The sequence below is a fragment of the Pseudomonas shirazensis genome (assembly GCF_014268785.2).
GTDB classification, from domain to species: Bacteria; Pseudomonadota; Gammaproteobacteria; order Pseudomonadales; family Pseudomonadaceae; genus Aquipseudomonas; species Aquipseudomonas shirazensis.
Genome location: NZ_JABWRD020000002.1, coordinates 763,125 through 788,607, shown reverse-complemented (window position 1 = coordinate 788,607; position 25,483 = coordinate 763,125). Strand labels below are relative to the sequence as shown.

The 25,483-nt window shown below is 61.4% G+C and carries 22 protein-coding genes and 2 tRNA genes; 15 read left to right on the top strand and 9 right to left on the bottom strand.

Going from position 1 to position 25,483, the window contains the following annotated elements:
* Positions 1 to 4: 4 nt before the first annotated feature.
* The 4 genes from HU736_RS14920 to HU736_RS14905 form a co-directional block, all read right to left on the bottom strand.
* Complete coding sequence (locus tag HU736_RS14920; protein WP_186700646.1) at positions 5 to 1,570, bottom strand: ABC transporter permease; 1,566 nt, start codon at positions 1,568 to 1,570, stop codon at positions 5 to 7.
* Positions 1,570 to 2,583, bottom strand: coding sequence for an extracellular solute-binding protein (locus HU736_RS14915; protein WP_186700644.1), 1,014 nt, complete (start codon positions 2,581 to 2,583; stop codon positions 1,570 to 1,572). The genes HU736_RS14920 and HU736_RS14915 overlap by 1 nt, the downstream gene beginning before the upstream one ends.
* Before the next feature lie 182 nt (positions 2,584 to 2,765).
* Positions 2,766 to 2,852, bottom strand: a tRNA-Leu gene (locus HU736_RS14910).
* Between the two features lie 80 nt (positions 2,853 to 2,932).
* Positions 2,933 to 3,019: transfer RNA gene (locus HU736_RS14905), tRNA-Leu, on the bottom strand.
* A 269-nt stretch (positions 3,020 to 3,288) separates the two neighbouring features.
* Between HU736_RS14905 and rnr the strand changes: the two genes are divergently transcribed.
* From rnr to HU736_RS14865, 8 genes are all read left to right on the top strand, one after another.
* Positions 3,289 to 5,943: a ribonuclease R gene (rnr, locus tag HU736_RS14900; RefSeq protein WP_103435857.1), complete on the top strand. Its 2,655-nt coding sequence runs from the start codon at positions 3,289 to 3,291 to the stop codon at positions 5,941 to 5,943.
* Positions 5,940 to 6,686: a 23S rRNA (guanosine(2251)-2'-O)-methyltransferase RlmB gene (gene rlmB / locus HU736_RS14895; protein ID WP_186700642.1), complete on the top strand. Its 747-nt coding sequence runs from the start codon at positions 5,940 to 5,942 to the stop codon at positions 6,684 to 6,686. The genes rnr and rlmB overlap by 4 nt, the downstream gene beginning before the upstream one ends.
* Positions 6,687 to 6,942: 256 nt before the next feature.
* A complete protein-coding gene (gene rpsF, locus HU736_RS14890) occupies positions 6,943 to 7,365 on the top strand; it encodes a 30S ribosomal protein S6 (RefSeq protein WP_101315962.1) in 423 nt (140 codons plus the stop codon).
* Positions 7,366 to 7,393: 28 nt separating this feature from the next.
* Entirely contained in the window at positions 7,394 to 7,624 is a 231-nt protein-coding gene (gene rpsR, locus HU736_RS14885) for a 30S ribosomal protein S18 (protein WP_101315965.1), read from the top strand.
* A 33-nt stretch (positions 7,625 to 7,657) separates the two neighbouring features.
* Entirely contained in the window at positions 7,658 to 8,548 is an 891-nt protein-coding gene (locus tag HU736_RS14880) for a YybS family protein (RefSeq protein ID WP_103435858.1), read from the top strand.
* A 20-nt stretch (positions 8,549 to 8,568) separates the two neighbouring features.
* Positions 8,569 to 9,015, top strand: coding sequence for a 50S ribosomal protein L9 (gene rplI / locus HU736_RS14875; RefSeq protein ID WP_103435859.1), 447 nt, complete (start codon positions 8,569 to 8,571; stop codon positions 9,013 to 9,015).
* Positions 9,016 to 9,126: 111 nt separating this feature from the next.
* Positions 9,127 to 10,524 (top strand): replicative DNA helicase, encoded by a 1,398-nt coding sequence (gene dnaB, locus HU736_RS14870; RefSeq protein WP_101315971.1) that lies wholly within the window; start codon positions 9,127 to 9,129, stop codon positions 10,522 to 10,524.
* Between the two features lie 129 nt (positions 10,525 to 10,653).
* A complete protein-coding gene (locus HU736_RS14865; RefSeq protein WP_103435860.1) occupies positions 10,654 to 12,948 on the top strand; it encodes a YgiQ family radical SAM protein in 2,295 nt (764 codons plus the stop codon).
* A 43-nt stretch (positions 12,949 to 12,991) separates the two neighbouring features.
* Here the strand turns inward: HU736_RS14865 and HU736_RS14860 are convergent, their stop codons facing one another.
* Complete coding sequence (locus HU736_RS14860; protein WP_181089621.1) at positions 12,992 to 13,579, bottom strand: cytokinin riboside 5'-monophosphate phosphoribohydrolase; 588 nt, start codon at positions 13,577 to 13,579, stop codon at positions 12,992 to 12,994.
* 346 nt (positions 13,580 to 13,925) lie between these two features.
* On the opposite strand from HU736_RS14860, the gene azu reads away from it, so the two are divergent.
* Positions 13,926 to 14,375, top strand: coding sequence for an azurin (azu, locus tag HU736_RS14855; RefSeq protein WP_103435862.1), 450 nt, complete (start codon positions 13,926 to 13,928; stop codon positions 14,373 to 14,375).
* A gap of 66 nt (positions 14,376 to 14,441) precedes the next feature.
* Here azu and nadE read toward each other — a convergent pair whose 3' ends face one another.
* Both nadE and pncB read right to left on the bottom strand, forming a co-directional pair.
* Positions 14,442 to 15,269: an NAD(+) synthase gene (gene nadE / locus HU736_RS14850; RefSeq protein WP_103435863.1), complete on the bottom strand. Its 828-nt coding sequence runs from the start codon at positions 15,267 to 15,269 to the stop codon at positions 14,442 to 14,444.
* Positions 15,270 to 15,272: 3 nt separating this feature from the next.
* On the bottom strand, positions 15,273 to 16,478 hold the full coding sequence (gene pncB, locus HU736_RS14845; RefSeq protein WP_186700640.1) for a nicotinate phosphoribosyltransferase: 1,206 nt from the start codon (positions 16,476 to 16,478) through the stop codon (positions 15,273 to 15,275).
* A 663-nt stretch (positions 16,479 to 17,141) separates the two neighbouring features.
* Here pncB and HU736_RS14840 point away from each other — a divergent pair.
* From HU736_RS14840 to HU736_RS14815, 6 genes are all read left to right on the top strand, one after another.
* The gene (locus HU736_RS14840; protein WP_101315983.1) at positions 17,142 to 18,278 is read left to right on the top strand and encodes a branched-chain amino acid ABC transporter substrate-binding protein; all 1,137 of its coding nucleotides are present in this window, start codon (positions 17,142 to 17,144) and stop codon (positions 18,276 to 18,278) included.
* 154 nt (positions 18,279 to 18,432) lie between these two features.
* On the top strand, positions 18,433 to 19,347 hold the full coding sequence (locus tag HU736_RS14835) for an ABC transporter permease subunit (RefSeq protein WP_101315985.1): 915 nt from the start codon (positions 18,433 to 18,435) through the stop codon (positions 19,345 to 19,347).
* A gap of 2 nt (positions 19,348 to 19,349) precedes the next feature.
* Positions 19,350 to 20,639: a high-affinity branched-chain amino acid ABC transporter permease LivM gene (livM, locus tag HU736_RS14830; RefSeq protein ID WP_186700638.1), complete on the top strand. Its 1,290-nt coding sequence runs from the start codon at positions 19,350 to 19,352 to the stop codon at positions 20,637 to 20,639.
* Positions 20,636 to 21,511 (top strand): ATP-binding cassette domain-containing protein, encoded by an 876-nt coding sequence (locus HU736_RS14825; protein ID WP_186700636.1) that lies wholly within the window; start codon positions 20,636 to 20,638, stop codon positions 21,509 to 21,511. The genes livM and HU736_RS14825 overlap by 4 nt, the downstream gene beginning before the upstream one ends.
* Positions 21,508 to 22,224: an ABC transporter ATP-binding protein gene (locus tag HU736_RS14820; protein ID WP_103435867.1), complete on the top strand. Its 717-nt coding sequence runs from the start codon at positions 21,508 to 21,510 to the stop codon at positions 22,222 to 22,224. Before HU736_RS14825 ends, HU736_RS14820 begins: the two co-directional genes overlap by 4 nt.
* Before the next feature lie 586 nt (positions 22,225 to 22,810).
* The gene (locus HU736_RS14815; protein WP_186700634.1) at positions 22,811 to 23,578 is read left to right on the top strand and encodes an SDR family oxidoreductase; all 768 of its coding nucleotides are present in this window, start codon (positions 22,811 to 22,813) and stop codon (positions 23,576 to 23,578) included.
* Between the two features lie 48 nt (positions 23,579 to 23,626).
* On the opposite strand, the gene HU736_RS14810 is transcribed toward HU736_RS14815, so the two are convergent.
* Together HU736_RS14810 and fabR are read right to left on the bottom strand one after the other, a co-directional pair.
* Positions 23,627 to 24,736 carry an AGE family epimerase/isomerase gene (locus HU736_RS14810; RefSeq protein WP_186700633.1) on the bottom strand — a complete coding sequence of 370 codons (1,110 nt, stop codon included), beginning with the start codon at positions 24,734 to 24,736 and terminating at the stop codon, positions 23,627 to 23,629.
* Between the two features lie 58 nt (positions 24,737 to 24,794).
* Positions 24,795 to 25,427, bottom strand: coding sequence for an HTH-type transcriptional repressor FabR (gene fabR / locus HU736_RS14805; RefSeq protein WP_103435870.1), 633 nt, complete (start codon positions 25,425 to 25,427; stop codon positions 24,795 to 24,797).
* Between the last annotated feature and the right edge of the window lie 56 nt (positions 25,428 to 25,483).

Sequence of the window (25,483 nt, the reverse complement as noted above, 5' to 3'; positions counted from 1 at the left end):
GGGCTCAGGCCCGGTTCAGGTACATCCGCGTGGTCAGCAGGTACACCGGCAGGCCTGATACTACGATCAACAGCGCGGCATAGGGCGCCGCCGCGGCGAACTCGACGTTGGCCGTGTGCGCCCACACCTCGGTGGCCAGGGTGGTCATCCCGGTCGGGCTGAGCAACAAGGTCGCGGTTAGCTCTTTCATGGCATCCAGGAACACCAGGGCAAAGGCTGCGGCCAGCGCCGGAAAGATGATCGGCAGGGTGACCCGACAAAATGCGCTGAAGCTGCTCGCGCCCAAGGTCCGAGCCGCCTCTTCAAGCGTTGGCGAGGCCTTGTTCAGCGCCGTGCGCACTGGCGCCTGGGCCAGTGGCAGGAACAGCAAGGCATACGCCAGCAGCAACAACGCCGTGGTCTGGTACAGCGCCGGTACGTAGTGCAGGGCAAAGAACACCAGCGTCAGGGCAATCACCAGGCCCGGCAGGGCATGCAGCAGGTACGGTAGGCGCTCGGCCCAGATCGCCAGGCGGCCCTTGTAGCGCACCACCAGGAAACTGATCGGCAGTGCCAGCACGACGCAGAACCCGGCGCCGCCCAGCGACACCGACAGCGAGGTGAGCAGCGCCTGGCTGATCTCGCCCACAGGAAACGCTGCCGACGAGCCGACACTCAGCCAGTAGCCGAGCATCGCCAGTGGAATACCACTACCGAGCACCGCCAACGCCAGGCAGAACAACTGGCCGACAGCCGTGAAGTTACCCAGCTTGATCGGCTGCGCGCGCCGCGCCACACCCTGGCCAATGCGCACATGGCGCGCCTTGCCGCGCACGCGAAGTTCCAGCGTGAGCATGATCAGGCACAGCGCCAGCAGCACTGCCGAGAGCATCGCCGCGTTGGCGTTGCTGAACTCCAGTTCGAACTGCTGATAGATCGCCGTGGTGAAGGTCTGTAGGCCAAGAATCGACAGGGCGCCGAACTCGACCAGCATGTGCAGCGCGATCAGCAAGGCGCCACCGAGCATCGCCGGCCACAGCAGCGGCAGGGTGACCTTGCGATACACCCCCCAGCGGCTGCAGCCGAGGGTCCTCGCCGACTCTTCCAGCGAGCTGTCGACATTGCGCAAGGTCGCCGCGACCGGCAAGAAGATCAGCGGGTACTTGGACAGTGCCATGACCATGATTGCCCCGCCGAGGCCCTCGAAGTCCGAGCTCAGCGATACCCAGGTAAAGCTGCTGACAAACGACGGCACGGCAAACGGCAGGCACAGCACCACGCCCCACATGCGCCGCCCCGGCAGGTCACTGCGCTCAAGCAGCCAGGCCAGCGCCAGGCCGAGCACCATGCACACGGCCGTGACCCCAACCATCAGCAACAGGGTGTTGCGCAGCAAGCCCCAGACGAAAGGCCGCCAAAGCAGATGCAATGCCTCCTGCCAACCGGCTTCCCAGGCTTTCATGGCGACGTACAGCAACGGCAGCAAGCTCATCGCCACCAGAAACAGAACCGGCAGCAGCACCCAGATCGACGGGCGCTTGCGGCGAGGCACGAAACGCGCCTGGGCCGCTTGGGGCAGGGCGGCAGTCATCAGAGCAGACCGACCTCACGTTCCAGCTCCAGCGCTTCCTCGGCATTGCCCAGGTCGGCGGGGGTGATCTGCGGCGGGCGCAGCTCTTCGAACGGCTTCAGGCCGCGGTCCGAGACCATGCCTTTGTGCAGAGGGTATTCGGCGGTGGTCTGGGTGATAACACGCTGGCCTTCTTCGCTGGCCATCCAGTTGAGCAGTGCCTGGGCTTCCTTGGGATGCTTGCTGGCTTTCACCGCGGCAGCGCCCGAAATGGTCACCAGGCCGCCGGCATCGCCATCGGCCAGGTAGTACAGCTTGGAGTCAAGCTTGCCGCGCTCGCGCTCAAGCGCGTACCAGTAGTAGTTGTTGACCAGCACCGCGGCGACTTCGCCTTTTTCCACGGCCTTCAACGCAACCATGTTGTTGGTGTAGGTCTTGCCGAACGCCTTGAGGCCGGTCAGCCATTCTTCGGCCGCTTCACGGCCATGCATTTTCAGGATGGCGACCGCCTGCTCCTGGAACGCGCCGCTGGTAGGCACGAAGCCGATGCGACCATCCCACTCAGGGTCAGCGAAGTCCATGACCGATTGCGGCAGGTCTTTTTCGTCAATTTTCTTCGGGTTGAACACCACCACGCGGGTACGCGCAGTCACGCCCATCCAGGTGCCGTTGCTGGCCACGTATTCCTTGGGCAGCATGTTCAGGGTGGCGTCGTCGATCTTGGCCAGCAGGCCGAGCTCGCCGAGGTTGTTCAGCGGTGGCGACTCTTCGGTATAGATGACATCGGCGGGCGAGCGGTCGCCTTCTTCAATGATCTGGCTGGCCAGCTGGTTGCTGCTGCCCTTGCGTATATTGATATGGATGCCGGTCTTGGCCTCGTAGGCCTTGGCGATGGCTTCGCCGATTTCCTTGTGCTGACCGTTGTACAGGGTCAGGCTGACCGGCGCGTCTGCCATGGCGGCCGGTGCGCCAATCACCAGGCTCAGAACAGCGGCGGCCAGGGTGCGCATCAGCGGTTGCGGACGGATCGTCATGCGGGTACTTCCTCGCTTACGGCTACATATTTGGAAACAATGGTAAACGAAATCGTTTCTCATGTGGCCGCATTACGAGAAATTCATAAGTCAGCTATCGAGCCGCGGAGCAGGGGGAGTGGCGGGGCATACCAAATCGCAGGCAAGAAAAAACCCACTAGCAAGCTAGTGGGTTTTTAATTTGGTGCCCAGGAGAAGACTCGAACTTCCACGACCTTGCGGTCACTGATACCTGAAACCAGCGCGTCTACCAATTCCGCCACCTGGGCAAAGCTTTACATCTACAGCGTACTGCGATGAATCTCTTGCTGAATCACAGACATACCTGCTATCTATGCTTCGAAATATTTGGTGCCCAGGAGAAGACTCGAACTTCCACGACCTTGCGGTCACTGATACCTGAAACCAGCGCGTCTACCAATTCCGCCACCTGGGCACACTGTCAAGATTAAAGGATGCTTTACAACATCGCTTATCTCAACTACAACGGCGGTGTCCGTCGTTGTGGTGCGCACTATACGGACGCCATTGGGGGCTGTAAAGCCCTCGTATCAAAAAAAAAGTAAAAAACTCAACACGTTGATTCTGTTGAGCTTCCCTCGCCAACAAGACTGTCAGACGGGGGCTGTCCAACGACGACATTTCCGGTTTCAATAGGCCTATGCCAAACTTCTACTCTATATATACCAAGGTGAACCCCTCCTGATGGCCGATTGGCAATCCCTCGATCCAGAGGCCGCTCGCGAAGCGGATAAATACGACAACCCTATTCCCAGCCGTGAGCTGATCCTGCAGCGCCTTGCCGATCGTGGCGAGCCAGCCGCGCGCGAGGAGCTGGCCGCAGAGTTCGGCCTGCTCGAAGAAGACCAGATCGAAGCCCTGCGCCGCCGCCTGCGCGCCATGGAACGTGACGGTCAGCTGATCTATACCCGGCGTGGCACATATGCCCCGGTAGACAAACTGGACCTGATCTGCGGCCGCGTGTCTGGCCACCGTGATGGTTTCGGCTTCCTCATCCCGGATGATGGCAGCGCTGACCTGTTCCTCAGCCCGTCGCAGATGCGTCTGGCGTTCGACGGTGACCGTGCCCTGGCACGGGTTTCCGGTACTGACCGTCGTGGTCGCCGCGAAGGTGTGCTGGTCGAGATCATCTCCCGCGCCCATGAGAGCGTGGTTGGCCGTTACTTCGAAGAAGGCGGCATCGGCTACGTAACCCCGGACAACCCGAAGATCCAGCAGGAAGTGCTGGTCACTGCCGGGCGTAACGGTGGCGCCAAGATCGGCCAGTTCGTCGAAATCAAGATCACCCACTGGCCAACGCCGCGGTTCCAGCCGCAGGGTGATGTGGTCGAGGTGATCGGCAACTACATGGCGCCGGGCATGGAAATCGACGTTGCCCTGCGCAGCTACGACATCCCGCACGTGTGGCCGCAGGAAGTGGTCAAGGAAGCGCGCAAGTTCCGCTCCGAAGTCGAAGAAAAGGACAAGGAACGCCGCATCGACCTGCGTCACCTGCCGTTCGTCACTATTGACGGCGAAGACGCCCGTGACTTCGACGACGCCGTCTATTGTGAGCCGCAAGGCAAGCTGCGGCTGTTCTCCGGCGGCTGGCGCCTGTACGTGGCAATTGCTGACGTGTCCAGCTACGTGCGCCTGGGCTCGGCCCTGGATATCGAAGCGCAGCAGCGCGGCAACTCGGTGTATTTCCCTGAGCGGGTGATCCCGATGCTGCCCGAGGAGCTGTCCAACGGCCTGTGCTCGTTGAATCCGCACGTCGATCGCCTGGCCATGGTCTGTGAAATGACCATCAACAAGTCCGGGCAGATGGTCGATTACCAGTTCTGCGAGGCGGTGATCCACTCCCATGCACGGCTGACCTACAACAAGGTCAGCAGCATGCTCGAGCACTCGCGCACCCGTGAAGGCAAGGCCCTGCGCGATGAGTACAGCGAGGTCGTGCCGCACCTGAAGAACCTGCACGCCCTTTACAAGGTCCTGCTGGCGGCGCGCCATACCCGTGGTGCGATCGACTTCGAGACCCAGGAAACCCGGATCATCTTCGGTGATAACCGCAAGATCGAAGAAATTCGCCCGACTGTGCGTAACGAAGCGCACAAGCTGATCGAAGAGTGCATGCTCGCGGCCAACGTTGCGACCGCTGCGTTCATGCAGAAGCACGAAGTGCCGTCGTTGTACCGTGTGCACGACGGCCCGCCACCGGAGCGTCTGGAAAAACTGCGCGCCTTCCTCGGTGAGCTGGGCTTGTCGCTGCACAAGGGCAAGGAGCCTTCGCCGAAGGACTACCAGGCCCTGCTGGCGAGCATCTCCGGGCGTCCGGACTTCCACCTGATCCAGACGGTGATGCTGCGCTCGTTGAGCCAGGCGGTGTACAGCACCGACAACAATGGCCACTTTGGTCTGAACTACGAGGCGTACACCCACTTCACCTCGCCGATCCGCCGTTACCCGGATCTGCTGGTGCACCGCGCCATTCGCAGCGTGATCCGCTCCAAAATCGACACCCCGCACGTCAAGCGTGCCGGTGCCGTGGCCATCCCCAAAGCGCGCATCTACCCATATGACGTTGCCACTCTGGAGCAGATGGGCGAGCAGTGCTCGATGACCGAGCGGCGCGCCGACGAGGCCACTCGCGACGTGGTCAACTGGCTCAAGTGCGAGTACATGAAAGACCGTGTGGGCGAAATCTTCCCGGGCGTGATCACCGCGGTGACCGGTTTTGGTCTGTTCATCGAGCTGACCGACATCTACGTCGAAGGCCTGGTCCACGTCAGCGCGCTGCCGGGCGACTATTACCACTATGACGCCGTGCATCATCGCCTGTCGGGCGAACGCACCGGCCGCAGCTTCCGCCTGGGCGACACGGTTGAAGTCAAGGTCATGCGGGTCGACCTCGACGAGCGCAAGATCGACTTTGAAATGTCCGAAACCACGGTCAATGCGCCGGTTGGCCGCAAGCAGCGAGGCGCCGCCGACACGGCTCCGGCGGGCAAGTCCGCGCCGGCAGGCAAAGGTGCAGGCACCGGCAAGCGTGACGTGAAGCAGGACAGCAAGCGCGAGGCCACGTCGCAAGCCAAGCCAGAAGCCAAGGCCGAGCCAGCACCGCGTCGGCGCAAGAACGAAAGTTCGGATGCCTACTTCCCGAGCGATGCCGTGCAGCGCAACGCCGAAGTACGCAAGAGCCGTGAAGTGAAAAAGGCGCTGATGGGCGAAGCCCGCAATGCGCCGACGGCAAGCAAGTCCGGCAAGAGTTCGAGCAAGTCTGCCAGCGACAAGCCAAGCAAACACCGTAAAGGGCCGCCCAAGTCCGGCGCGCCACGCAAGAGCAAGAACAAGTCATGAGTCAGTTGGAAAAAATCTACGGCGTGCACGCTGTGCAGGCGCTGCTGCAGCACCACCCCAAGCGGGTCAAGCAGATCTGGTTGTCGGAAGGGCGCAGTGAGCCGCGTCTGCAAACCCTGCTGGCTCTGGCCGCAGAAAACCGCGTAGCGGTCGGCCAGGCCGAGCGTCGCGAGATGGACGCCTGGGTTGAAGGCGTGCATCAGGGCGTGGTGGCTGAAGTCAGCCCGGCGCAGGTGTGGGGCGAATTGATGCTCGAGGAGTTGCTCGAGCGCACCGAAACCCCGCCGCTGATTCTCGTGCTCGATGGTGTTACCGACCCGCACAACCTCGGCGCGTGCCTGCGCACCGCCGATGCTGCCGGTGCCATTGCGGTGGTGGTGCCCAAGGACAAGTCGGCGACCCTGACCCCGGCTGTGCGCAAGGTTGCTTGCGGCGCTGCCGAGGTGATACCGCTGGTCGCCGTGACCAACCTGGCGCGTACCCTGGAGAAGCTCCAGCAGCGCGGCCTGTGGGTGGTCGGCACTGCCGGCGAAGCCGACAAGGAGATCTACCAACAGGACCTGACCGGTCCGCTGGTGGTGGTCATGGGTGCTGAAGGCAAGGGCATGCGTCGTCTGACCCGTGACCATTGCGACTTCCTCGTGAAGCTGCCGATGGCTGGCAGCGTCAGCAGCCTGAACGTGTCGGTGGCTACCGGTGTGTGCCTGTTCGAAGCCGTACGTCAGCGCCAACTGAAGCGCTGAGCTGTTGCCTGAGCCGGCCTCTTCGCGGGTTTACCCGCGAAGAGGCCGGCTCAGTTGGCATCTATTACGGATATGTTTCTACCTGTTCAAATAATCGCCAATCACCTTGCTTGTGCGTCCCGCCTTCTCTACAATTGCGCCCCTTGCCCAGCAGGCAGGCGCGCATGTGCCTTCTGCACAAGGCAAGTCATACAGTGTCATTCACTCCTTGTCTGACCAGATTCCCTGGCAGGCTTCTAACCCGTAAGGAGCATTCATGCGTCATTACGAAATCATCTTTCTGGTCCACCCGGATCAGAGCGAGCAAGTCGGCGGCATGGTTGAGCGTTACACCAAGCTGATCGAAGAAGATGGTGGCAAAATCCACCGTCTGGAAGATTGGGGTCGTCGTCAACTGGCCTACGCAATCAACAATGTTCACAAGGCTCACTACGTGATGCTGAACGTTGAGTGCACTGGCAAGGCCCTGGCCGAGCTGGAAGACAACTTCCGTTACAACGATGCCGTGATCCGTAACCTGGTCATCCGTCGCGACGAAGCCGTTACTGGCCCGTCCGAGATGCTCAAGGCCGAAGAGAACCGCAGCGAGCGCCGTGAGCGTCGTGAACGTCCTGAAGCTGATGGCGCCGATGGCGACGACAGCAATGACAGCGACGCCAGCGATAGCGCTGACGAGTAATCCACGGACCTTTTGAGGAGCCTATTACATGGCACGTTTCTTCCGTCGTCGTAAATTCTGCCGCTTCACTGCTGAAGACGTGAAAGAGATCGACTTCAAAGATCTCAACACCCTGAAAGCTTACGTATCCGAAACCGGCAAGATCGTTCCAAGCCGTATCACCGGTACCAAAGCTCGTTATCAGCGTCAGCTGGCTACCGCTATCAAGCGCGCCCGCTTCCTGGCCCTGCTTGCCTACACCGACAGCCACGGCCGCTGAGGCCTGGCTTTCGACAAGTAGCAAGGGATAAGCATGCGGGCGTTAGCTGATTTCATCATGCGCGGTCGCGTGCAGGCCGCTGTAGTAGTGGCCGGTTGTGCGGCATTGCCGCTGTTGTTCTGGTTGTGTGCCGCCGCTGGGAGCCTGGTGTTCCTGCGGCGCGGTTTCAAGGACGCTTCCTCGGTCATCGTCTGGGGCATTTTGCCGGCGTTGGTCTGGTGGGTCTTCGGCGAGCCGCGCACCTTGATGGTGTTGCTGGGTACGCTGGGGCTGGCTGCGCTGTTGCGCGCCGGGCACTCCTGGAACCGGGTGCTGTTGACCAGCATTGCACTGGGCCTGTTGTATGGCCTGATTCTCAGTTCGGTGTTCCGTGAACCGATTGAAGCTCTGGCGCGAGCGCTTGAAAAAGCCCTGCCGCAGATGCTCGACGGTCTCTACCAGCAGTTATCGGTAGAGGAGCAGGCACGCCTTGGGAGTCTTGTCGTACCGGTGCTCAACGGCCTGATTGCGGCGTTGCTGCAGGTTGTCAGTGTGTTGTCCCTGATGTTGGGGCGCTACTGGCAGGCCTCGTTGTACAACCCGGGAGGTTTCGGCCGCGAGTTTCAAGCGGTACGGATTCCCTTGGTGCCAACGCTGGTATTGCTGGGGTGCATGGTGTTGGGTCCGAACCTCGGTTCTGCCCTGGCGCTGCTCACGCCGCTTTGCAGCGTACCGCTCATGTTTGCCGGGCTTGCCCTGCTGCACGGGTTGGTGGCACAGAAACGTCTGGGCAGATTCTGGCTGGTCGGGTTGTACGTGACGCTGGTGCTGTTCATGCAGCTGACTTATCCGCTGCTCGTGGTCCTGGCCATTGTCGATAGCCTGGTTGATTTTCGCGGTCGCAAGTCGCCTCAGGGTGACGATTCCGCGAACGGTGAAGGTTAAAAGTTAAGAGGTTTTACCAAATGGAACTGATCCTGCTGGAAAAAGTCGCTAACCTGGGCAACCTGGGCGACAAAGTTAAAGTTAAAGCCGGTTACGGCCGTAACTTCCTGCTGCCGTTCGGCAAGGCCACTGTTGCCAATGCCGCCAACGTCGCTGCGTTCGAAGAACGTCGCGCCGAGCTGGAAAAAGCTGCAGCCGACAAGAAAACTTCGGCTGAAAGCCGTGCTGCCCAACTGGCCGAGCTGGAAGTGACTATCACTGCCACCGCTGGCGACGAAGGCAAGCTGTTCGGTTCGATCGGCACCCACGACATCGCTGATGCCCTGACCGCCTCCGGCGTTGAAGTGGCTAAAGCTGAAGTTCGTCTGCCGAACGGCACCATCCGTAACGTTGGCGAATACGACGTAGCCGTGCACCTGCACAGCGACGTTGAAGCCACCGTTCGCGTGGTTGTCGTTGCAGCCTAAGCTGTAGCACTCGGCTGGCTCCCTGTGGGCTAGCCGGTTAACATTGGGCGCGGCTCTGCTTTGCAGGCCGTGCCCTTTGTTTTTCTCATCACCCAGAATTCTATTGTGGCCATGAACGAGATCACCCATCCAGAACAGCTCGACCTGCAAACCGCTGCGCTGAAAGTGCCGCCGCATTCCATCGAGGCCGAACAGGCCGTGCTCGGTGGTCTGATGCTGGACAACGAAGCCTGGGAGCGGGTGCTGGATCAGGTTTCGGATGGCGACTTCTATCGGCATGACCACCGCCTGATCTTCCGTGCCATCCACAAGCTGGTTGACCTCAACCAGCCGTTCGACGTGGTCACCCTGCACGAACAGCTAGACCGCGAAGGCCAGTCGAGCCAGGTCGGTGGCCTGGCGTATCTGGCCGAGCTGGCCAAGAACACCCCGTCGGTTGCCAACATCAAGGCCTATGCGGCGATCATTCGTGAGCGCGCCACGCTGCGCCAGCTGATCAGCATCAGCACCGATATCGCCGACAACGCCTTCAACCCGCAAGGGCGCAACGCCGCCGAGATTCTTGACGATGCCGAGCGGCAGATCTTCCAGATCGCCGAGGCGCGGCCCAAGACCGGCGGCCCGGTCGGGGTCAACGACCTGCTGGCCAAGGCCATCGACCGCATCGACACGCTGTTCAACTCCGACAGCGACATCACCGGTATCTCCACCGGCTATACCGACCTGGACGGCAAGACCAGCGGTTTGCAGGCGGCCGACCTGATCATCGTTGCCGGCCGACCGTCGATGGGGAAAACCACCTTCGCCATGAACCTGGTGGAAAACGCCGTGCTGCGCAGCGACAAGGCAGTGCTGGTGTTCTCCCTCGAGATGCCAGGCGAATCGCTGATCATGCGGATGCTCTCGTCACTGGGTCGCATCGACCAGACCAAGGTGCGTTCCGGTCAGCTTGATGATGACGACTGGCCGCGGTTGACCTCGGCGGTCAACTTGCTCAACGACCGCAAGCTGTTCATCGACGATACCGCCGGCATCAGCCCTTCGGAGATGCGCGCGCGGACCCGCCGCCTGGCCCGTGAACACGGCGAGATCGGCATGATCATGGTCGACTACCTGCAGCTGATGCAGATCCCGGGCTCCAGTGGTGACAACCGTACCAACGAGATTTCGGAGATTTCCCGCTCGTTGAAAGCCCTGGCCAAGGAATTCAACTGCCCTGTCATTGCCCTGTCGCAGTTGAACCGCTCGCTGGAACAGCGCCCGAACAAGCGCCCGGTCAACTCCGACTTGCGTGAATCGGGTGCAATCGAGCAGGACGCCGACGTGATCATGTTTGTCTACCGGGATGAGGTCTATCACCCCGAGACCGAGCACAAGGGCGTCGCCGAGATCATCATCGGCAAGCAGCGGAACGGCCCGATCGGCTTTGTCCGCCTGGCGTTCATCGGCAAGTACACCCGCTTCGAGAACCTCGCCCCGGGGGCGTACAACTTCGACGACGACGAGTAACAGCCGGCGGTGCTGCTGCGCCGTCCAAGCCCCTCATCATGAATCCGACCATTACCGTCGGATTTGATCAAAATTTGTGCTATATTCCGCGCCCGCGATTTCCCTGCACACCAAGAACCGGTCACTGACATGCACGCAGCCAAACCACTTTACGACTATCCCAAGTACTGGGCCGAATGCTTCGGGCCAGCGCCTTTCCTGCCGATGAGCAGGGAGGAGATGGATCAGCTCGGCTGGGATTCCTGCGACATCATCATCGTGACCGGTGATGCCTACGTCGACCATCCGTCGTTTGGCATGGCCATCATCGGCCGCCTGCTCGAAGCCCAGGGCTTCCGGGTCGGCATCATTGCCCAGCCGAACTGGCAGTCCAAAGACGACTTCATGAAGCTTGGCGAGCCGAACCTGTTCTTCGGCGTCGCGGCCGGCAACATGGACTCGATGATCAACCGCTACACCGCTGACAAGAAGATGCGCTCCGACGATGCCTATACCCCTGGTGGCCTGGCCGGCAAGCGCCCTGACCGTGCCAGCCTGGTGTACAGCCAGCGCTGCAAGGAAGCCTACAAGAATGTGCCGATCGTGCTCGGCGGCATCGAGGCTTCGCTGCGCCGCATCGCCCACTACGATTACTGGCAGGACAAGGTCCGCCATTCGATCCTGATCGACGCCTGCGCCGACATCCTCCTGTTCGGCAACGCCGAGCGTGCGGTAGTTGAAGTCGCGCAGCGCCTGTCCAACGGCGAAACCATCGAGCAGATCACTGACGTGCGCGGAACCGCTTTCGTACGCCGCGACACCCCGGCTGGCTGGTTCGAAATCGACTCGACGCGCATCGACCGGCCGGGCAAGGTCGACAAGATCATCAATCCGTACGTGAATACTCAAGACACCCAGGCCTGCGCCATCGAGCAAGCCAAGGGCGAGGTCGAAGATCCGAACGAAGCCAAGGTGGTGCAGATCCTCGACAGCCCGGGCATGACCCGCGACAAGACCGTGCTGCGTCTGCCCTCGTTCGAGAAGGTACGCAATGACCCGGTGCTGTACGCCCATGCCAACCGCGTTCTGCACCTTGAAACCAACCCGGGCAACGCCCGTGCGCTGGTGCAGAAGCACGGCGACGTGGATGTCTGGTTCAACCAGCCGCCGATTCCGATGACCACCGAAGAAATGGACTACGTGTTCGGCATGCCGTATGCCCGTGTGCCGCACCCGGCCTACGGCAAGGAGCGCATCCCGGCCTACGAGATGATTCGCTTCTCGGTGAACATCATGCGTGGCTGCTTTGGCGGCTGCACCTTCTGCTCGATCACCGAGCATGAAGGCCGCATCATCCAGAACCGTTCGCACGAGTCGATCCTCAACGAGATCGAGGAGATGCGCGACAAGGTGCCGGGCTTCACCGGCGTGGTCTCCGACCTTGGCGGGCCGACCGCCAACATGTACCGCATCGCCTGCAAAAGCACCGAGATCGAGAAGCACTGCCGCAAGCCGTCGTGCGTGTTCCCGGGCATCTGCGAGAACCTCAATACCGACCACACTTCGCTGATCGAGCTGTACCGCAAGGCCCGAGCCTTGCCGGGGGTGAAGAAGATCCTGATCGCTTCGGGCCTGCGCTACGACCTCGCGGTCGAGTCGCCGGAGTACGTCAAGGAACTGGTCACCCACCACGTCGGCGGTTACCTGAAGATTGCCCCGGAGCATACCGAGCGTGGCCCGCTGGACAAGATGATGAAGCCGGGTATCGGCAGCTACGACCGCTTCAAGCGCATGTTCGAGAAGTACTCGAAAGAAGCGGGCAAAGAGCAGTACCTGATCCCGTACTTCATCGCCGCGCACCCGGGCACAACCGACGAGGACATGATGAACCTCGCCCTGTGGCTCAAGGGCAACGGCTTCCGTGCCGACCAGGTGCAAGCGTTCTACCCGTCGCCAATGGCCTCGGCCACGGCGATGTACCACTCGGGCAAGAACCCGCTGCGCAAGGTTACCTACAAGAGCGAAGGCGTCGAGATCGTCAAGAGCGACGAGCAGCGTCGGCTGCACAAAGCATTCTTGCGCTACCACGACCCGAAAGGCTGGCCGATGCTGCGTGAAGCACTGGAGCGCATGGGCCGCGCCGACCTGATCGGCCCGGGCAAGCACCAGTTGATCCCGCTGCATCAGCCGCAGACCGACGGCTACCAGAGTGCACGGCGCAAGAACTCCACGCCGAGCGGCAGCCACAAGGTCGGCAAAGAGCAGAAGATCCTGACTCAGCACAACGGCCTGCCGCCACGCGCCAGCGATGGCAGCAAGCCCTGGGACAAGCGCGAGAAGGCCAAGGCCGAGGCATTTGCGCGTAACCAGCAGGCCGCCAAAGAGCGCAAGGAAGCGGCCAAAGGCGGCGTCAAGAAGCCGCGTCAGCCAGCTGTACCGCGCTGACCTGGTGAATGGGGCCGCAAAGCGGCCCTAATAAGCACCAAGGTCAATCAGGCGCTTTGTCGACCCACTTCGGCACCACCGGCGCGACGAACTGCTCCATGCCGTCCAGCAGTGCATCGGCCTGCTGCTCGAGCAACAGCATCGCCCGATGCTGTGGGCGGACAAAACCCTCCTCGACGATATGGTCGAGGAAGTCGCCCAGCTTTGTATAAAAGCCGTTCACATCGAGCAGTCCCAGCGGTTTGGCGTGATAGCCCAATTGCCCCCAGGTCCACACCTCGAACAACTCTTCCAGCGTACCCAGGCCACCCGGCAGGGCGATGAAGGCATCGCTGAGCTCGGCCATGCGCGCCTTGCGCGCGTGCATGCCGTCGACCACTTCCAGCCGGCTCAGGCCCTTGTGGCCAACCTCGGCGTCCAGCAGGCTCTGCGGGATGATCCCGACCACCTCACCGCCGGCCGCCATCGCCGCGTCGGCAACCACGCCCATCAGGCCGACCGCGCCGCCGCCGTAGACCAGGCGTAGGCCACGCCGGGCAATCGCTTCGCCGAGGGCAACGGCTGCTGCGCGGTAGGCGGGGTTGGCGCCGATACTGGCGCCGCAGAACACACAAACGGAACGTACAGGCATTGTTTCTCTCCCTTTACAGACGTCCAAGGGTAAAGCGCACGCCTGTCGCTTCCAAGATCGGATTTATTCGGGACGGGAAAACTCGCAGGCCGCGCCAGTGGCGCCATGGGCGTAAGCGGCGAGCAGGCTATTCATCAGGCTACCAAGGGACATGTCGTTTGCTCCTAAATGAGAGGTTGTCCCATCGTCGGTTATGCAGGCATGATGTGCACTTAGATTGGTTGTATACAATCCATAGAACAAATTTACTGGCTGCCGGCCGAACACTGCCTTGATGCATATCAGGCACGCTCGTTCCGCTTTCAGGCAGACTCGCAATTGATAAACCCTGCCAAGGAGATTCACGATGTTTGCGAAAGCTGTAGCGGTATCCCTGCTGACCCTCGCCAGCGCTTCTGTGTTTGCAGCCGAGTGCGCGGTGACCATTGATTCGACTGACCAGATGTCCTACAACAGCAAAGAATTCACCGTCGACAAGAGCTGCAAAGAATTCACCGTGACCCTGACTCACTCCGGCAACCTGCCGAAGAACGTCATGGGCCATAACCTGGTGGTCAGCAAGACTGCCGACATGCAGGCCATTGCCACCGAAGGCATGACCCAAGGCATCGACAAGGGTTACCTGAAGGAAGACAACGCCAATATCATCGCTCACACCGCGATGATCGGTGCGCCAGAGAAAGAAACCAAGGTCACCTTCGACACTTCCAAGCTGGAAGCTGGCGGCGACTACAGCTTCTTCTGCACCTTCCCAGGCCACATCTCGATGATGAAAGGCAAGGTCGTGGTCAAGTAAGCCACGCCACAAAAAAAGCCCGGCCGCGATCAACGTCGCGGTCGGGCTTTTTTTTATCGCCGCCGATTACGGCGCGAACGGCAGCTCGCGCTTGTGCTGAGTCTTGCGGTAGGTGCTGACGATGATATCGAAGGCATGCTGGTCGACAGGCTCACCGTGCAGGAAGGCATCGATCTGCTGATAAGTGATGCCGTGCGCTGCTTCATCTGGCTTGCCTGGCTCAAGGTCTTCGAGGTCCGCAGTCGGTACTTTCTCGACCAGTGACTCAGGCGCACCAAAGGCACGAGCAATGGCACGTACCTGGTTCTTCACCAGGCCGCTGAGCGGCGCCAGATCACAGGCGCCGTCACCGAATTTGGTGAAGAAGCCCATCACCGCTTCGGCCGCATGGTCGGTGCCGATCACCAGGCCGCCACGGGCGCCGGCGACGCTGTACTGGGCCACCATGCGCATGCGCGCCTTGATGTTGCCGACCACGAAATCGACCATGGCCGGTGCGCCGTCCTGCAGCACATCGACCTTGCTCTTGAGCCCAAGCACGGCGGGAGCGATGTCGATGGTGTGCACTTCATCGGCCTTGATCACATCCAGGCAGGCCTGTGCGTCGTGTTCGTCGTGCTGCACGTTGTACGGCAGACGCACGGCGATGAAGCGATAGCCGTCGTCGCCGCTGCTGGCGCGCAGTTCGTTGACGGCGCGCTGGGCGAGCAGGGCGGCGGTCAGCGAGTCGACCCCGCCACTGATGCCTAGCACCAGGGTCTTGAGCCGGGCGTTGGCCAGGCAGTCCTTGATGAAAGCCACACGCCGGGCAACTTCGGCCTCGAGCGCGGCGGCATCGGCGAACGGCGGCTGCACCTTGAGCTGCTGCGCGATCTCTTGCTGAACGGCTTGCATGGATTACTCCTTGTGGGCAACTTTGAATACGTGACGCAGGTAGGCGACGAAGTTTTCATCGCGGCACTGCGTCTTGGCGGCCTCGTCGGAAATCTTCGCTACCGGCGAGCCATTGCAGTCGGTCATTTTAAGCACGATGCTCATTGGCGCTACCCCCGGCAGGTCGCAGGTGAGGTTGGTGCCGATGCCGAAGCTGACATTGATGCGACCACGCAGGGCACGGAATATCTGCAACGAACGCGGCAGGTCGAGACCGTCGGAGAACACCAGGGTCTTGGTCATCGGATCGATGCCCAGTTGCTGGTAATGAGCGATGGCCTTTTCCGCCCAGGCCACCGGCTCGCCGGAGTCGTGGCGCAGGCCGTCGAACAGCTTGGCAAAGTACAGATCGAAATCATTGAGGAAGGCATCCATGGTGATGCAATCGGTCAAGGCGATGCCGAGCAGGCCGCGGTACTCGCGGACCCAGCAGTCGAGCGCGGCGATCTGGCTGTCGATCAGGCGCGGGCCGAGTTGCTGATGGGCCATCAGCCATTCATGGGCCATGGTGCCCAATGGTCTGATATCCAGTTTCCATGCCAGATCGACATTGCTGGTGCCGACGAAGCGCCCGGGGAAGTCATCGCGCAGGACCCGCACGACCTCTTCCTGGACCCGGCTGGAGAAGCGCCGCCGGGTACCGAAGTCGGCTACCTGCAGTTCGGCCAGTTCGTCCTCGCTGGCGTTGGCCCTGAGCCAGTCGAACTTGCGGTAGAGCTGATCGCGGGCAGCCGCCAGCGGCATGTGCGGGTGCAGGTGACGGTTGCGCACCTCGCTGATCAACGCCAGCAGCGGCACCTCGAAGAGGATCACATGCAGCCACGGGCCTTTTAGACGCAAGCACAGCTGATCGTCTTCGATGCCCAGATGGACATAACGCAGGTTGAAGCGGAACAGGCGTAAAAAGCGCAGAAAGTCTGGCTTGAGAAAGCTGATGCGCTCAAGAAACTCCAGCTGGCCGTCGTCCAGGGTCAGCTCGCTGAGCCGCTCGATCTGGCGGCGAATCTCGCCCAGATAAGGGCGCAGGTCTTCGCCGTTGCGGCAGCGAAACTCCCACTCGACATCAGCATCGGGATAGTTGTGCAGCACCGCCTGCATCATCGTCAGCTTGTAAAAATCGGTGTCGAGCAGGTTGTGCACGATGCGCTCAGAGAATGCGCTCTCGCTCATTGAAAGCTCCAGGTCGGCGGCGCTCGCTGAAACGGCGCAAGCGCGCGGGAATGGCGATCATTGTGCCAGCCTTTGCGCTTCACAGGGCACTCACAGTTGACCGCATTACCTTTACCTCGCGCGAGGCCTCTGTGGGATCACCTTGTGTCGCGAAAGGCGCGCGCAGCGGGCCCCGCGATTTTGCGGTGCAGTACAAATGCTGGGGCCGCTACGCGACCCTTTCGCGACACAAGGCCGCTTCCTACACCTGACCGTGTCGCGACTGGTGCGGGCAACCTTCGCGCAGCCCTGTACCGGGGCTGTAACTGCCAAAACCCGGACGTTTTCGCGCGCAGCGACTAGCCTTGAAACAGTGCCCCCGTAGCAGTCACGCACCAGCGGTGTGCACTTCGGTGACGTCGACAGTTACCGGCAGGTTGCACGTTGACACTGGTGCTGGTTGCAATGATGGCACTGCTCGGTTGCGCCTATATTGGAGGAATGGTGGCGCCCGCCTCGGTGTAGACGGTTGCACGCTCAATGAACGATGCCCGGCGCCGGCCTCCAGACGGCCAGCCAGGCGTGTTTGCTCGAAATGCAAAGTCAGTGGCACGGCGCTTGCTCTGATCAGCAAGCAGAACGTTGTAGTGCCAACCAAAAAAAAGACTCTAGGAGCACCACCTCATGTCGCAGACGTTTTACAAGAAAGGCTTCCTGGCTCTGGCCGTGGCAACGGCACTGGGTGTTTCTTCGTATGTTCAGGCCGACATCAAGATCGGCGTCGCGGGGCCAATGACCGGGGCCAACGCAGCGTTTGGCGAGCAGTACATGAAAGGTGCGCAGGCTGCGGCCGACGCGATCAACAAGGCCGGTGGGGTCAACGGCGAGCAGATCAAACTGGTAGCCGGCGATGACGCCTGCGAACCGAAACAGGCCGTAGCGGTAGCCAACAAGCTGGTCGACCAGGAGAAAGTGGTTGGCGTGGTCGGGCACTTCTGCTCGTCCAACACCATCCCAGCCTCCGAGGTGTACGACGAGGCCGGCATCATCGCGATCACCCCAGGCTCGACCAACCCGCAGGTCACCGAGCGGGGCCTGTCGGCCATGTTCCGCATGTGCGGGCGTGACGACCAGCAAGGCATCGTTGCCGGCGACTACATCGTTGATGTGCTCAAGGGCAAAAAGGTCGTGGTGCTGCACGACAAGGACACCTATGGCCAAGGCCTGGCCGATGCGACCAAGGCGCAGCTGGAAAAACGCGGCGTCAAACCGGTGCTGTATGAAGGCCTGACCCGCGGTGAGAAAGACTTCAGCGCGGTGGTCACCAAGATCCGTGGCGCCGGCGCCGATGTCGTCTACTTCGGCGGCCTGCACCCGGAAGCCGGTCCGCTGGTACGGCAGCTGCGTGAAGCGGGCCTGAAAGACGTCAAGTTCATGTCCGATGACGGTATCGTCACCGACGAACTGGTCACCACCGCAGGCGGCGCGCAATACGTCGACGGCGTGTACATGACCTTCGGCGCCGACCCGCGTCTGCTGCCAGACAGCAAGGCGGTAGTGGATCAGTTCCGCAAGAACGGCACCGAGCCTGAAGGCTACACCCTGTATGCCTACGCCTCGGTACAGGCCCTGGCTGCTGCATTCAATGGCGCCAAGTCGAACAAGGGCGAAGACGCCGCCAAGTGGCTCAAGGCCAACCCCGTGCAGACCGTCATGGGCGAGAAGACCTGGGACGCCAAGGGTGACCTGAAGATCTCCGACTACGTGGTCTATCAGTGGGATAAAGACGGCAAATACCACCAGCTGGAAAAACAAAAATAACAACGGCGCAAGGCCCGGGTTCAAGCCCGGGCTGACGCCCAGGCGGTATCTGTCTTTATCCGTAGATCTGCACCTGTGCTGCACCACGCGGGCCGCCTGACGGCAGCCCCGCTGTGGCCAGCGCAGGGGCGATCTCACTCAGCGAGATTGCGTTATGGATGGTATTTTCCTGCAGCAACTGGTCAACGGCCTGACCCTCGGGTCGGTCTACGGCCTGATCGCCATCGGCTACACAATGGTCTATGGCATCATCGGCATGATCAACTTCGCGCACGGCGAGGTGTATATGATTTCCGCCTACCTGGCGGCAATCAGCCTGGCATTGCTGGCTTATTTCGGTGTCGAATCCTTCCCGCTGCTGATGCTCGGCACGCTGCTGTTCACCGTGGTGGTGACCGGTGTGTACGGCTTCACCATCGAACGTATTGCATACAAACCCCTGCGTAACTCCACCCGCCTGGCGCCGCTGATCAGCGCTATCGGTATCTCGTTGATCCTGCAGAACTATGCGCAGATCAGCCAGGGCGCTCGCCAGCAGGGCGTGCCGACCCTGCTCGAAGGCGCGCTGCGGGTCGAGGTTGGTAGCGGCTTCGTGCAACTGACCTACACCAAGATATTCATTCTGATTGCTGCCTTTGCCGGCATGGCCCTGCTCACCTACGTGATCAAGTACACCAAACTTGGGCGGATGTGCCGCGCCACCCAGCAAGACCGCAAGATGGCCTCGATTCTGGGCATCAACACCGACCGAGTGATCTCCTACGTATTCGTCATCGGTGCGGTCATGGCCGCCCTGGCTGGCGTGTTGATCACCATGAACTACGGCACCTTCGACTTCTATGCCGGCTTCATCATCGGCATCAAGGCGTTTACCGCCGCGGTGCTCGGCGGCATCGGTTCGCTGCCTGGAGCCATGTTGGGCGGGATCATCCTGGGCATCTCCGAATCACTCTTCGCCGGCCTGATCAACTCCGACTACAAGGACGTGTTCAGTTTCTCGCTGCTGGTGCTGATCCTTATCTTCCGGCCACAAGGCCTGTTGGGCCGCCCGCTCGTGGCTAAGGTGTGAACATGTCTGCTGCCAATTCTGCTTCTTCCGGTTTTGATATCAAGCGCAGCCTGATCGAGACCATCGTCGCCGGCCTGCTTGCCCTGATCGTGTTCGGCCCGGTGGTCGGCGTGGTGCTCGATGGCTATACCTTCAACGCCGAGCCCGCCCGCGTGGCCTGGCTGGTCGGCGCGGTGATGGTCGGGCGCTTCGTGCTCAGCCTGTTCTTCCAGAGCGGCACCGGCCAGCGCATGCTGCAGGGCTTCGACAGTGGTGGCTCGGGCGTGCATGTGCTGGCGCCGGACTACAAGTCGCGGCTGCGCTACATCATTCCGGCGCTGATCGTGATCGCCATCGTGTTCCCGATCTTCGCCAACAAGTACCTGCTGACGGTGGTGATTCTGGGCCTGATCTACGTGTTGCTGGGCCTTGGCCTGAACATCGTAGTCGGCCTGGCCGGCTTGCTCGACCTTGGCTACGTGGCGTTCTATGCCATCGGCGCCTACGGCCTGGCGCTTGGTTACCAGTACCTCGGCCTGGGCTTTTGGACGGTGTTGCCGCTGGCGGCCCTTGCAGCGGCACTGGCCGGCTGCATATTGGGCTTTCCGGTGTTGCGCATGCACGGCGACTACCTGGCGATCGTGACCCTGGGCTTTGGCGAGATCATCCGGCTGGTGCTGAACAACTGGCTGTCGTTCACCGGCGGGCCGAACGGCATGCCGGCGCCATCACCGACCTTCTTCGGCCTGGAGTTTGGCCGCCGGGCCAAGGACGGCGGGGTGCCGTTCCATGAGTTCTTTGGGCTGGACTACAACCCCAACGTGAAATTCCTGTTCATCTATATCGTGCTGTTCCTGGTCGTGCTGGCGGTGCTGTACATCAAACATCGGCTGACCCGGATGCCGGTTGGCCGCGCCTGGGAAGCGCTGCGCGAAGACGAGATTGCTTGCCGCTCGATGGGTCTGAACCACGTGCTGGTGAAACTCTCGGCATTCACCCTGGGCGCTTCTACTGCGGGCCTGGCGGGGGTGTTCTTTGCCACTTACCAAGGCTTCGTCAACCCGTCCTCGTTCACCTTCTTCGAGTCGGCGTTGATCCTCGCCATCGTGGTGCTGGGCGGCATGGGCTCGACCGTGGGCGTGGTGATTGCGGCCTTCGTGCTGACCGTGGCGCCTGAGCTGCTGCGCAGTTTCTCGGAATACCGCGTGCTGCTGTTCGGGGTACTGATGGTGCTGATGATGATCTGGCGACCGCGTGGGCTGATCCGCATCAGCCGCACCGGGGTAGTCCCGCGTAAAGGAGTGGCGCCATGAGCGACGAAGTCATTCTCTCGGTCGAACACCTGATGATGCAGTTTGGCGGCATCAAGGCATTGAGCGACGTCAGCCTGCAGGTCAGGCGCAACCAGATCTTTGCCTTGATCGGCCCCAACGGCGCCGGCAAGACCACCGTGTTCAACTGCCTGACCGGCTTTTACAAGGCCAGCGGCGGGCACATCCAGCTCAACCTGCGCGGTAACCAGACCGACGTGATCCAGTTGCTGGGCGAGCGCTTCCAGCCCAGCGACTTCGTGTCGCCGGCGCGTTTTGCCAGCCGCGTGTATTACAAGATGTTCGGCGGCACCCACCTGGTCAACCGCGCCGGGCTGGCGCGGACCTTCCAGAACATTCGCCTGTTCAAGGAAATGTCCGTGGTGGAGAACCTGCTGGTGGCGCAGCACATGTGGGTCAACCGCAATCTGCTCGCCGGCGTGCTCAACACCAAGAGCTACCGCAAAGCCGAAAGCGATGCGCTGGACCACGCTTTCTACTGGCTCGAAGTGGTTGATCTGGTCGACTGTGCCAACCGCCTGGCTGGCGAATTGTCGTACGGCCAGCAGCGCCGCCTGGAGATCGCCCGGGCCATGTGTACCCGGCCCAAGATCATCTGTCTGGACGAACCGGCCGCCGGCCTCAACCCGCAGGAAACCGAAGCACTGAGCCGGATGATCCGCGTGTTGCGCGACGAGCACGACATCACCGTCGTACTGATCGAGCATGACATGGGCATGGTCATGAGCATCTCCGACCACATCGTCGTGCTCGATCACGGCACGGTGATCGCGCAAGGCGCGCCGCAGGAAATCCGCCACAACCCGACGGTGATCGCCGCCTACCTGGGTGCAGATGAAGAGGAACTGGTATGAGTGCACCCATTCTCGAGCTGAAGGAGCTGGACGTGTTCTACGGGCCGATCCAGGCCCTGAAAAAGGTCTCGATGCACATCAACGAGGGCGAGACGGTCAGCCTGATCGGCGCCAACGGTGCCGGCAAGTCGACGTTGCTGATGTCGATCTTTGGCCAGCCACGGGCAGCGTCCGGGCAAATCCTTTATCGCGGCACCGACATCACCCGCAAATCGCCGCACTTCATCGCTTCCAACGGCATTGCCCAATCGCCGGAAGGGCGCCGGGTGTTCCCTGACATGACCGTCGAGGAAAACCTGATGATGGGCACCATCCCCATCGGCGACAAGCACGCCAGCGAAGACATGCAGCGTATGTACGAGCTGTTTCCGCGGCTCAAGGAGCGCCGCAGCCAGCGGGCCATGACCATGTCTGGCGGCGAGCAGCAGATGCTGGCAATCGCCCGCGCGCTGATGAGCCGGCCCAAACTGCTGCTGCTTGATGAGCCATCGCTGGGCCTGGCGCCGATCGTGGTCAAGCAGATCTTTGCCACCCTGCGCGAGCTGGCCCAGAGCGGCATGACCATCTTTCTGGTGGAGCAGAATGCCAACCATGCCTTGAAGTTGTCGGACCGGGCCTATGTGATGGTCAACGGCGAGATCCGCATGACCGGCACCGGCCAGGAGCTGTTGGTCAACGAGGATGTGCGCAACGCCTATCTTGGCGGCCATTGATGGTCAGGGGCCGCCATGCGGCCCCTTCTTTCAGCAAATGTGGACAACTTGTCGCACACCGTTGATTTCGCTTCTTCGAATCCCTCGCCAAACCCTTGTTTGCACAGCTAGAAACTTGTCCACGGATCGTGTGGAACTGCCTGTGGACAACATGGTGGCACTCTGTTGCAGGCCTTTGTATTCAAGGCTTGCAGAGGTTTGATCATATTTTGATCAATGCCATTTGAATACCTGTAACGGGGCCCAAATTGGCTCTCCAGAGGAAAGGTTTCGCGCCTGATAACCCTGTGGATAACTCTGTGCAAAAGCCTTGGACAGACTGCTGCAAGGGGCAGCTAGCATGGCTTTGCTCGAAGGGTGCACGCCGCTCCTACAGAGACCGCGTCTAATCTGGTTGCAAGTTGCCCCCAATCGGTGGGGAAAGCCCTGTGGATAACATGCGCATAGCCTGCACCGGACCTTCTGCGGCAAGGCTTTGCGCAACGTGTACGTTTTTTGACCAGTCGCTTAAACGGCTTGCTGGCTGGGCCGGCCACGGGCATGCTTCAAGGCCTGCCGACGACACCCCATTGCGAAGGAGAACAGCATGACGTCTACCGTATTCATCACGGGCGCCACTTCCGGTTTCGGCGAGGCCACCGCCCGCCTGTTTGCCGACGCAGGCTGGAAGCTGGTCCTGACCGGCCGCCGTAAAGAGCGCCTGGATGCGCTGTGCGCCGAGTTGTCGGCCAAGACCGAAGTGCATGGCATCGTGGTCGACGTGCGCGACCGCGCAGCAATGGAGCAGGCCATCGCCAACCTGCCGCCTGCGTTCGACAAGTTGCGCGGGCTGGTCAACAACGCAGGCCTGGCACTGGGTGCAGACCCTGCGCAGAAGTGCGACCTGGACGACTGGGACACCATGGTCGACACCAACATCAAGGGCCTGATGTACACCACCCGCCTACTCCTGCCGCGGCTGATCGCTCATGGTCGTGGCGCGTCGATCCTCAACGTGGGTTCGGTGGCGGGTAACTATCCATACCCTGGCAGTCACGTCTATGGCGGCACCAAGGCGTTTGTCGGTCAGTTCTCGCTGAGCTTGCGCTGCGACCTGCGTGGCACTGGCGTGCGGGTCAGCAACATCGAGCCCGGCCTGTGCGAAAGCGAGTTTTCGCTGGTGCGCTTCGGTGGCGATCAGTCCAAGTACGATGCAACCTACGCTGGCGCCGAAGCGATCCAGCCGCAGGACATCGCCGAGACCATCTTCTGGATTCTCAACCAGCCGGCGCACATCAACATCAACAGCCTTGAGTTGATGCCAGTGAGTCAGGATTGGGCTGGGTTCTCGATCGATCGCTCGCCCAAAGGCTGAGCGCAGTAGCGGGGCCGGCCTGCGGCCCCTTGGTGCGACGCGTAACCGTCAGGACAGCGCGTCCAGCCCTTGCAGGCACGTCGCCAGGTGATAGGGCGTGGTCGACGGCATGTCATGACGGCTAACCGCGCCGGTGGCGTCCAGGCATTCGCGCCAGCCTCCTGCATGCAGGAACTTGTCCTCCAGCGAGCGTAGCTGTTGCAGCAGCTGCTGCTCACTGCCCGGGCGCAATGCCAACGCGCGCAGGTATTCTGCCTTGGCCCAGATACGCTGGGTCGGGTCGAGCACCTCGCCATTGATATCCACGCTGGCGATTACCGCCGCATCGATCACGCCATGGCGCTCGGCGTAGTCAAAGCCATGGGCGATCGACCCATGCAGCGCGCTGCCGTTGAGCAGCGGCGATGTTTCGAGCAGGTAAAACCACTCGAACTGATGCCCAGGCTCGAACCAGTTATCCACAGCACCGCGCGGTTTTTCCAGCATCAGGCCGTGCTCGGGCTCGATGAAGTGCGTTTGCAGCGCCTCGCACAGCTGCAGCAGTGCTTGCTGCACGTCCTGATCGTCGCGTACTGCGAGGGTTTGCAGGAAGGCCTCGGTCAGGTGCATCTGCGGGTTTTGCAGCGGGCCGCTGCTCAGGTCCGACCAGTCTTCACCCAGGCTTGCTTCATACAGGCCATCATCGCGCGCGAAGCGTTCGGCTACCACTTCCAGCGCTGCGTTCAGTGTGGCTTCGACCAGCCCCTCCTGCACCTTGCCCCAGTAATGCGCGCAGGCGAACACGATGAACGCATGGGTGTACAGGTCCTTGCGCCGGTCCAGCGGCTTGCCGGCGGCGTCTACGCTGTAGAACCAGCCGCCGTGCTCGGCATCGTGGAAGTGGCGCTGCAGCGAACGGAACAATGCTGCAGCGCGCTCGGCGGCGCCGGCTTGCTCGATACGGCTGCTGAACAGATACAACTGACGTGCGACGGCCATCGCCCGGTAGCGCTGCACGGGCAGTGGCTGGTGCTGTTCATCGAGGGCTTCGAAAGGCAGAGCCAGTTCGTCGTTCCAGCCTGGGCCTTGCCACAGTGGCACGATGCGTTCAGCGAAGTGCTGACAGAAGCGCTCAAGGCGGGTGCTCAGCTCGGGCAGGGTAGGGCGGGGGTCGGACATGGCAACGCTCGTCGCAATCGGGCAGGGCGCCATGATAGCAGCTAGCGGCCAAGGGTCGTCAGCCAGGGCTGCTCAAACCCTGCCAGTGGCGTGCACCGACAAAGATGAAGCGCAGCTGCTGAGTGATCTTCTCTTGCGCGCTGAGCGGCTGGGCGGTGTGCGGGTCAGGGCTGTCGATCAGCTCGGGCAGGGTGGCGAAGACGGTCTTGACCACCAGGTCGGCCATCACTTCCAAGGCTGCAGCATCAAGGTGCTTCCAGCGCGGCATCAGGCCGAGGTCAGTGGCAAGGTCGGAACTGATGTGCTGGCGCAGGCGAGCGATGGCCTGGCGCACCGGCTGCGAGCCGCCGTATTGCTCGCGGGCGAGAAACAGGAACTGAGTGCGGTGCGCGGCGACCATGTCGAGAAAGATGCGTACCGAGGCATCGGTGATACCCCCCATTTCAAATTCGTTTTGCCGCACCAGGCGGATCGCGTGGCGGAAGGTCGCGTCGACTTCTTCGACCAGGGCCAGCCCGAGTGCGTCCATGTCGGGGAAGTGCCGATAGAAACCGGTGGGCACGATGCCGGCGGTCTTGGCCACTTCACGCAGGCTGATGCTACCAAAGCCACGACCGCTCTCCATCAACTGGCAGGCGGCGTCCAGCAAGGCTTGACGGGTCTGGAGCTTCTGTTCGGCGCGAGGCAGCATGGGGCAGGCTTCTGTGGCTGTACGACGGGGTTATTCTGGATAAAAAAACAAAGCCC

Bases quoted from the DNA above. Each gene is read 5' to 3' on its own strand.
- dnaB (WP_101315971.1), top strand. From the start codon at position 9,127: ATGAACGAGATCACCCATCCAGAACAGCTCGACCTGCAAACCGCTGCG.
- rplI (WP_103435859.1), top strand. From the start codon at position 8,569: ATGGAACTGATCCTGCTGGAAAAAGTCGCTAACCTGGGCAACCTGGGC.
- fabR (WP_103435870.1), bottom strand. From the start codon at position 25,427: ATGCTGCCTCGCGCCGAACAGAAGCTCCAGACCCGTCAAGCCTTGCTG.
- HU736_RS14915 (WP_186700644.1), bottom strand. From the start codon at position 2,583: ATGACGATCCGTCCGCAACCGCTGATGCGCACCCTGGCCGCCGCTGTT.
- rpsF (WP_101315962.1), top strand. From the start codon at position 6,943: ATGCGTCATTACGAAATCATCTTTCTGGTCCACCCGGATCAGAGCGAG.
- HU736_RS14825 (WP_186700636.1), top strand. From the start codon at position 20,636: ATGAGCGACGAAGTCATTCTCTCGGTCGAACACCTGATGATGCAGTTT.
- HU736_RS14835 (WP_101315985.1), top strand. From the start codon at position 18,433: ATGGATGGTATTTTCCTGCAGCAACTGGTCAACGGCCTGACCCTCGGG.
- HU736_RS14840 (WP_101315983.1), top strand. From the start codon at position 17,142: ATGTCGCAGACGTTTTACAAGAAAGGCTTCCTGGCTCTGGCCGTGGCA.
- HU736_RS14810 (WP_186700633.1), bottom strand. From the start codon at position 24,736: ATGTCCGACCCCCGCCCTACCCTGCCCGAGCTGAGCACCCGCCTTGAG.
- rnr (WP_103435857.1), top strand. From the start codon at position 3,289: ATGGCCGATTGGCAATCCCTCGATCCAGAGGCCGCTCGCGAAGCGGAT.
- livM (WP_186700638.1), top strand. From the start codon at position 19,350: ATGTCTGCTGCCAATTCTGCTTCTTCCGGTTTTGATATCAAGCGCAGC.
- HU736_RS14865 (WP_103435860.1), top strand. From the start codon at position 10,654: ATGCACGCAGCCAAACCACTTTACGACTATCCCAAGTACTGGGCCGAA.
- HU736_RS14820 (WP_103435867.1), top strand. From the start codon at position 21,508: ATGAGTGCACCCATTCTCGAGCTGAAGGAGCTGGACGTGTTCTACGGG.
- HU736_RS14815 (WP_186700634.1), top strand. From the start codon at position 22,811: ATGACGTCTACCGTATTCATCACGGGCGCCACTTCCGGTTTCGGCGAG.
- HU736_RS14880 (WP_103435858.1), top strand. From the start codon at position 7,658: ATGCGGGCGTTAGCTGATTTCATCATGCGCGGTCGCGTGCAGGCCGCT.
- pncB (WP_186700640.1), bottom strand. From the start codon at position 16,478: ATGAGCGAGAGCGCATTCTCTGAGCGCATCGTGCACAACCTGCTCGAC.
- azu (WP_103435862.1), top strand. From the start codon at position 13,926: ATGTTTGCGAAAGCTGTAGCGGTATCCCTGCTGACCCTCGCCAGCGCT.
- HU736_RS14860 (WP_181089621.1), bottom strand. From the start codon at position 13,579: ATGCCTGTACGTTCCGTTTGTGTGTTCTGCGGCGCCAGTATCGGCGCC.
- HU736_RS14920 (WP_186700646.1), bottom strand. From the start codon at position 1,570: ATGACTGCCGCCCTGCCCCAAGCGGCCCAGGCGCGTTTCGTGCCTCGC.
- rpsR (WP_101315965.1), top strand. From the start codon at position 7,394: ATGGCACGTTTCTTCCGTCGTCGTAAATTCTGCCGCTTCACTGCTGAA.
- nadE (WP_103435863.1), bottom strand. From the start codon at position 15,269: ATGCAAGCCGTTCAGCAAGAGATCGCGCAGCAGCTCAAGGTGCAGCCG.
- rlmB (WP_186700642.1), top strand. From the start codon at position 5,940: ATGAGTCAGTTGGAAAAAATCTACGGCGTGCACGCTGTGCAGGCGCTG.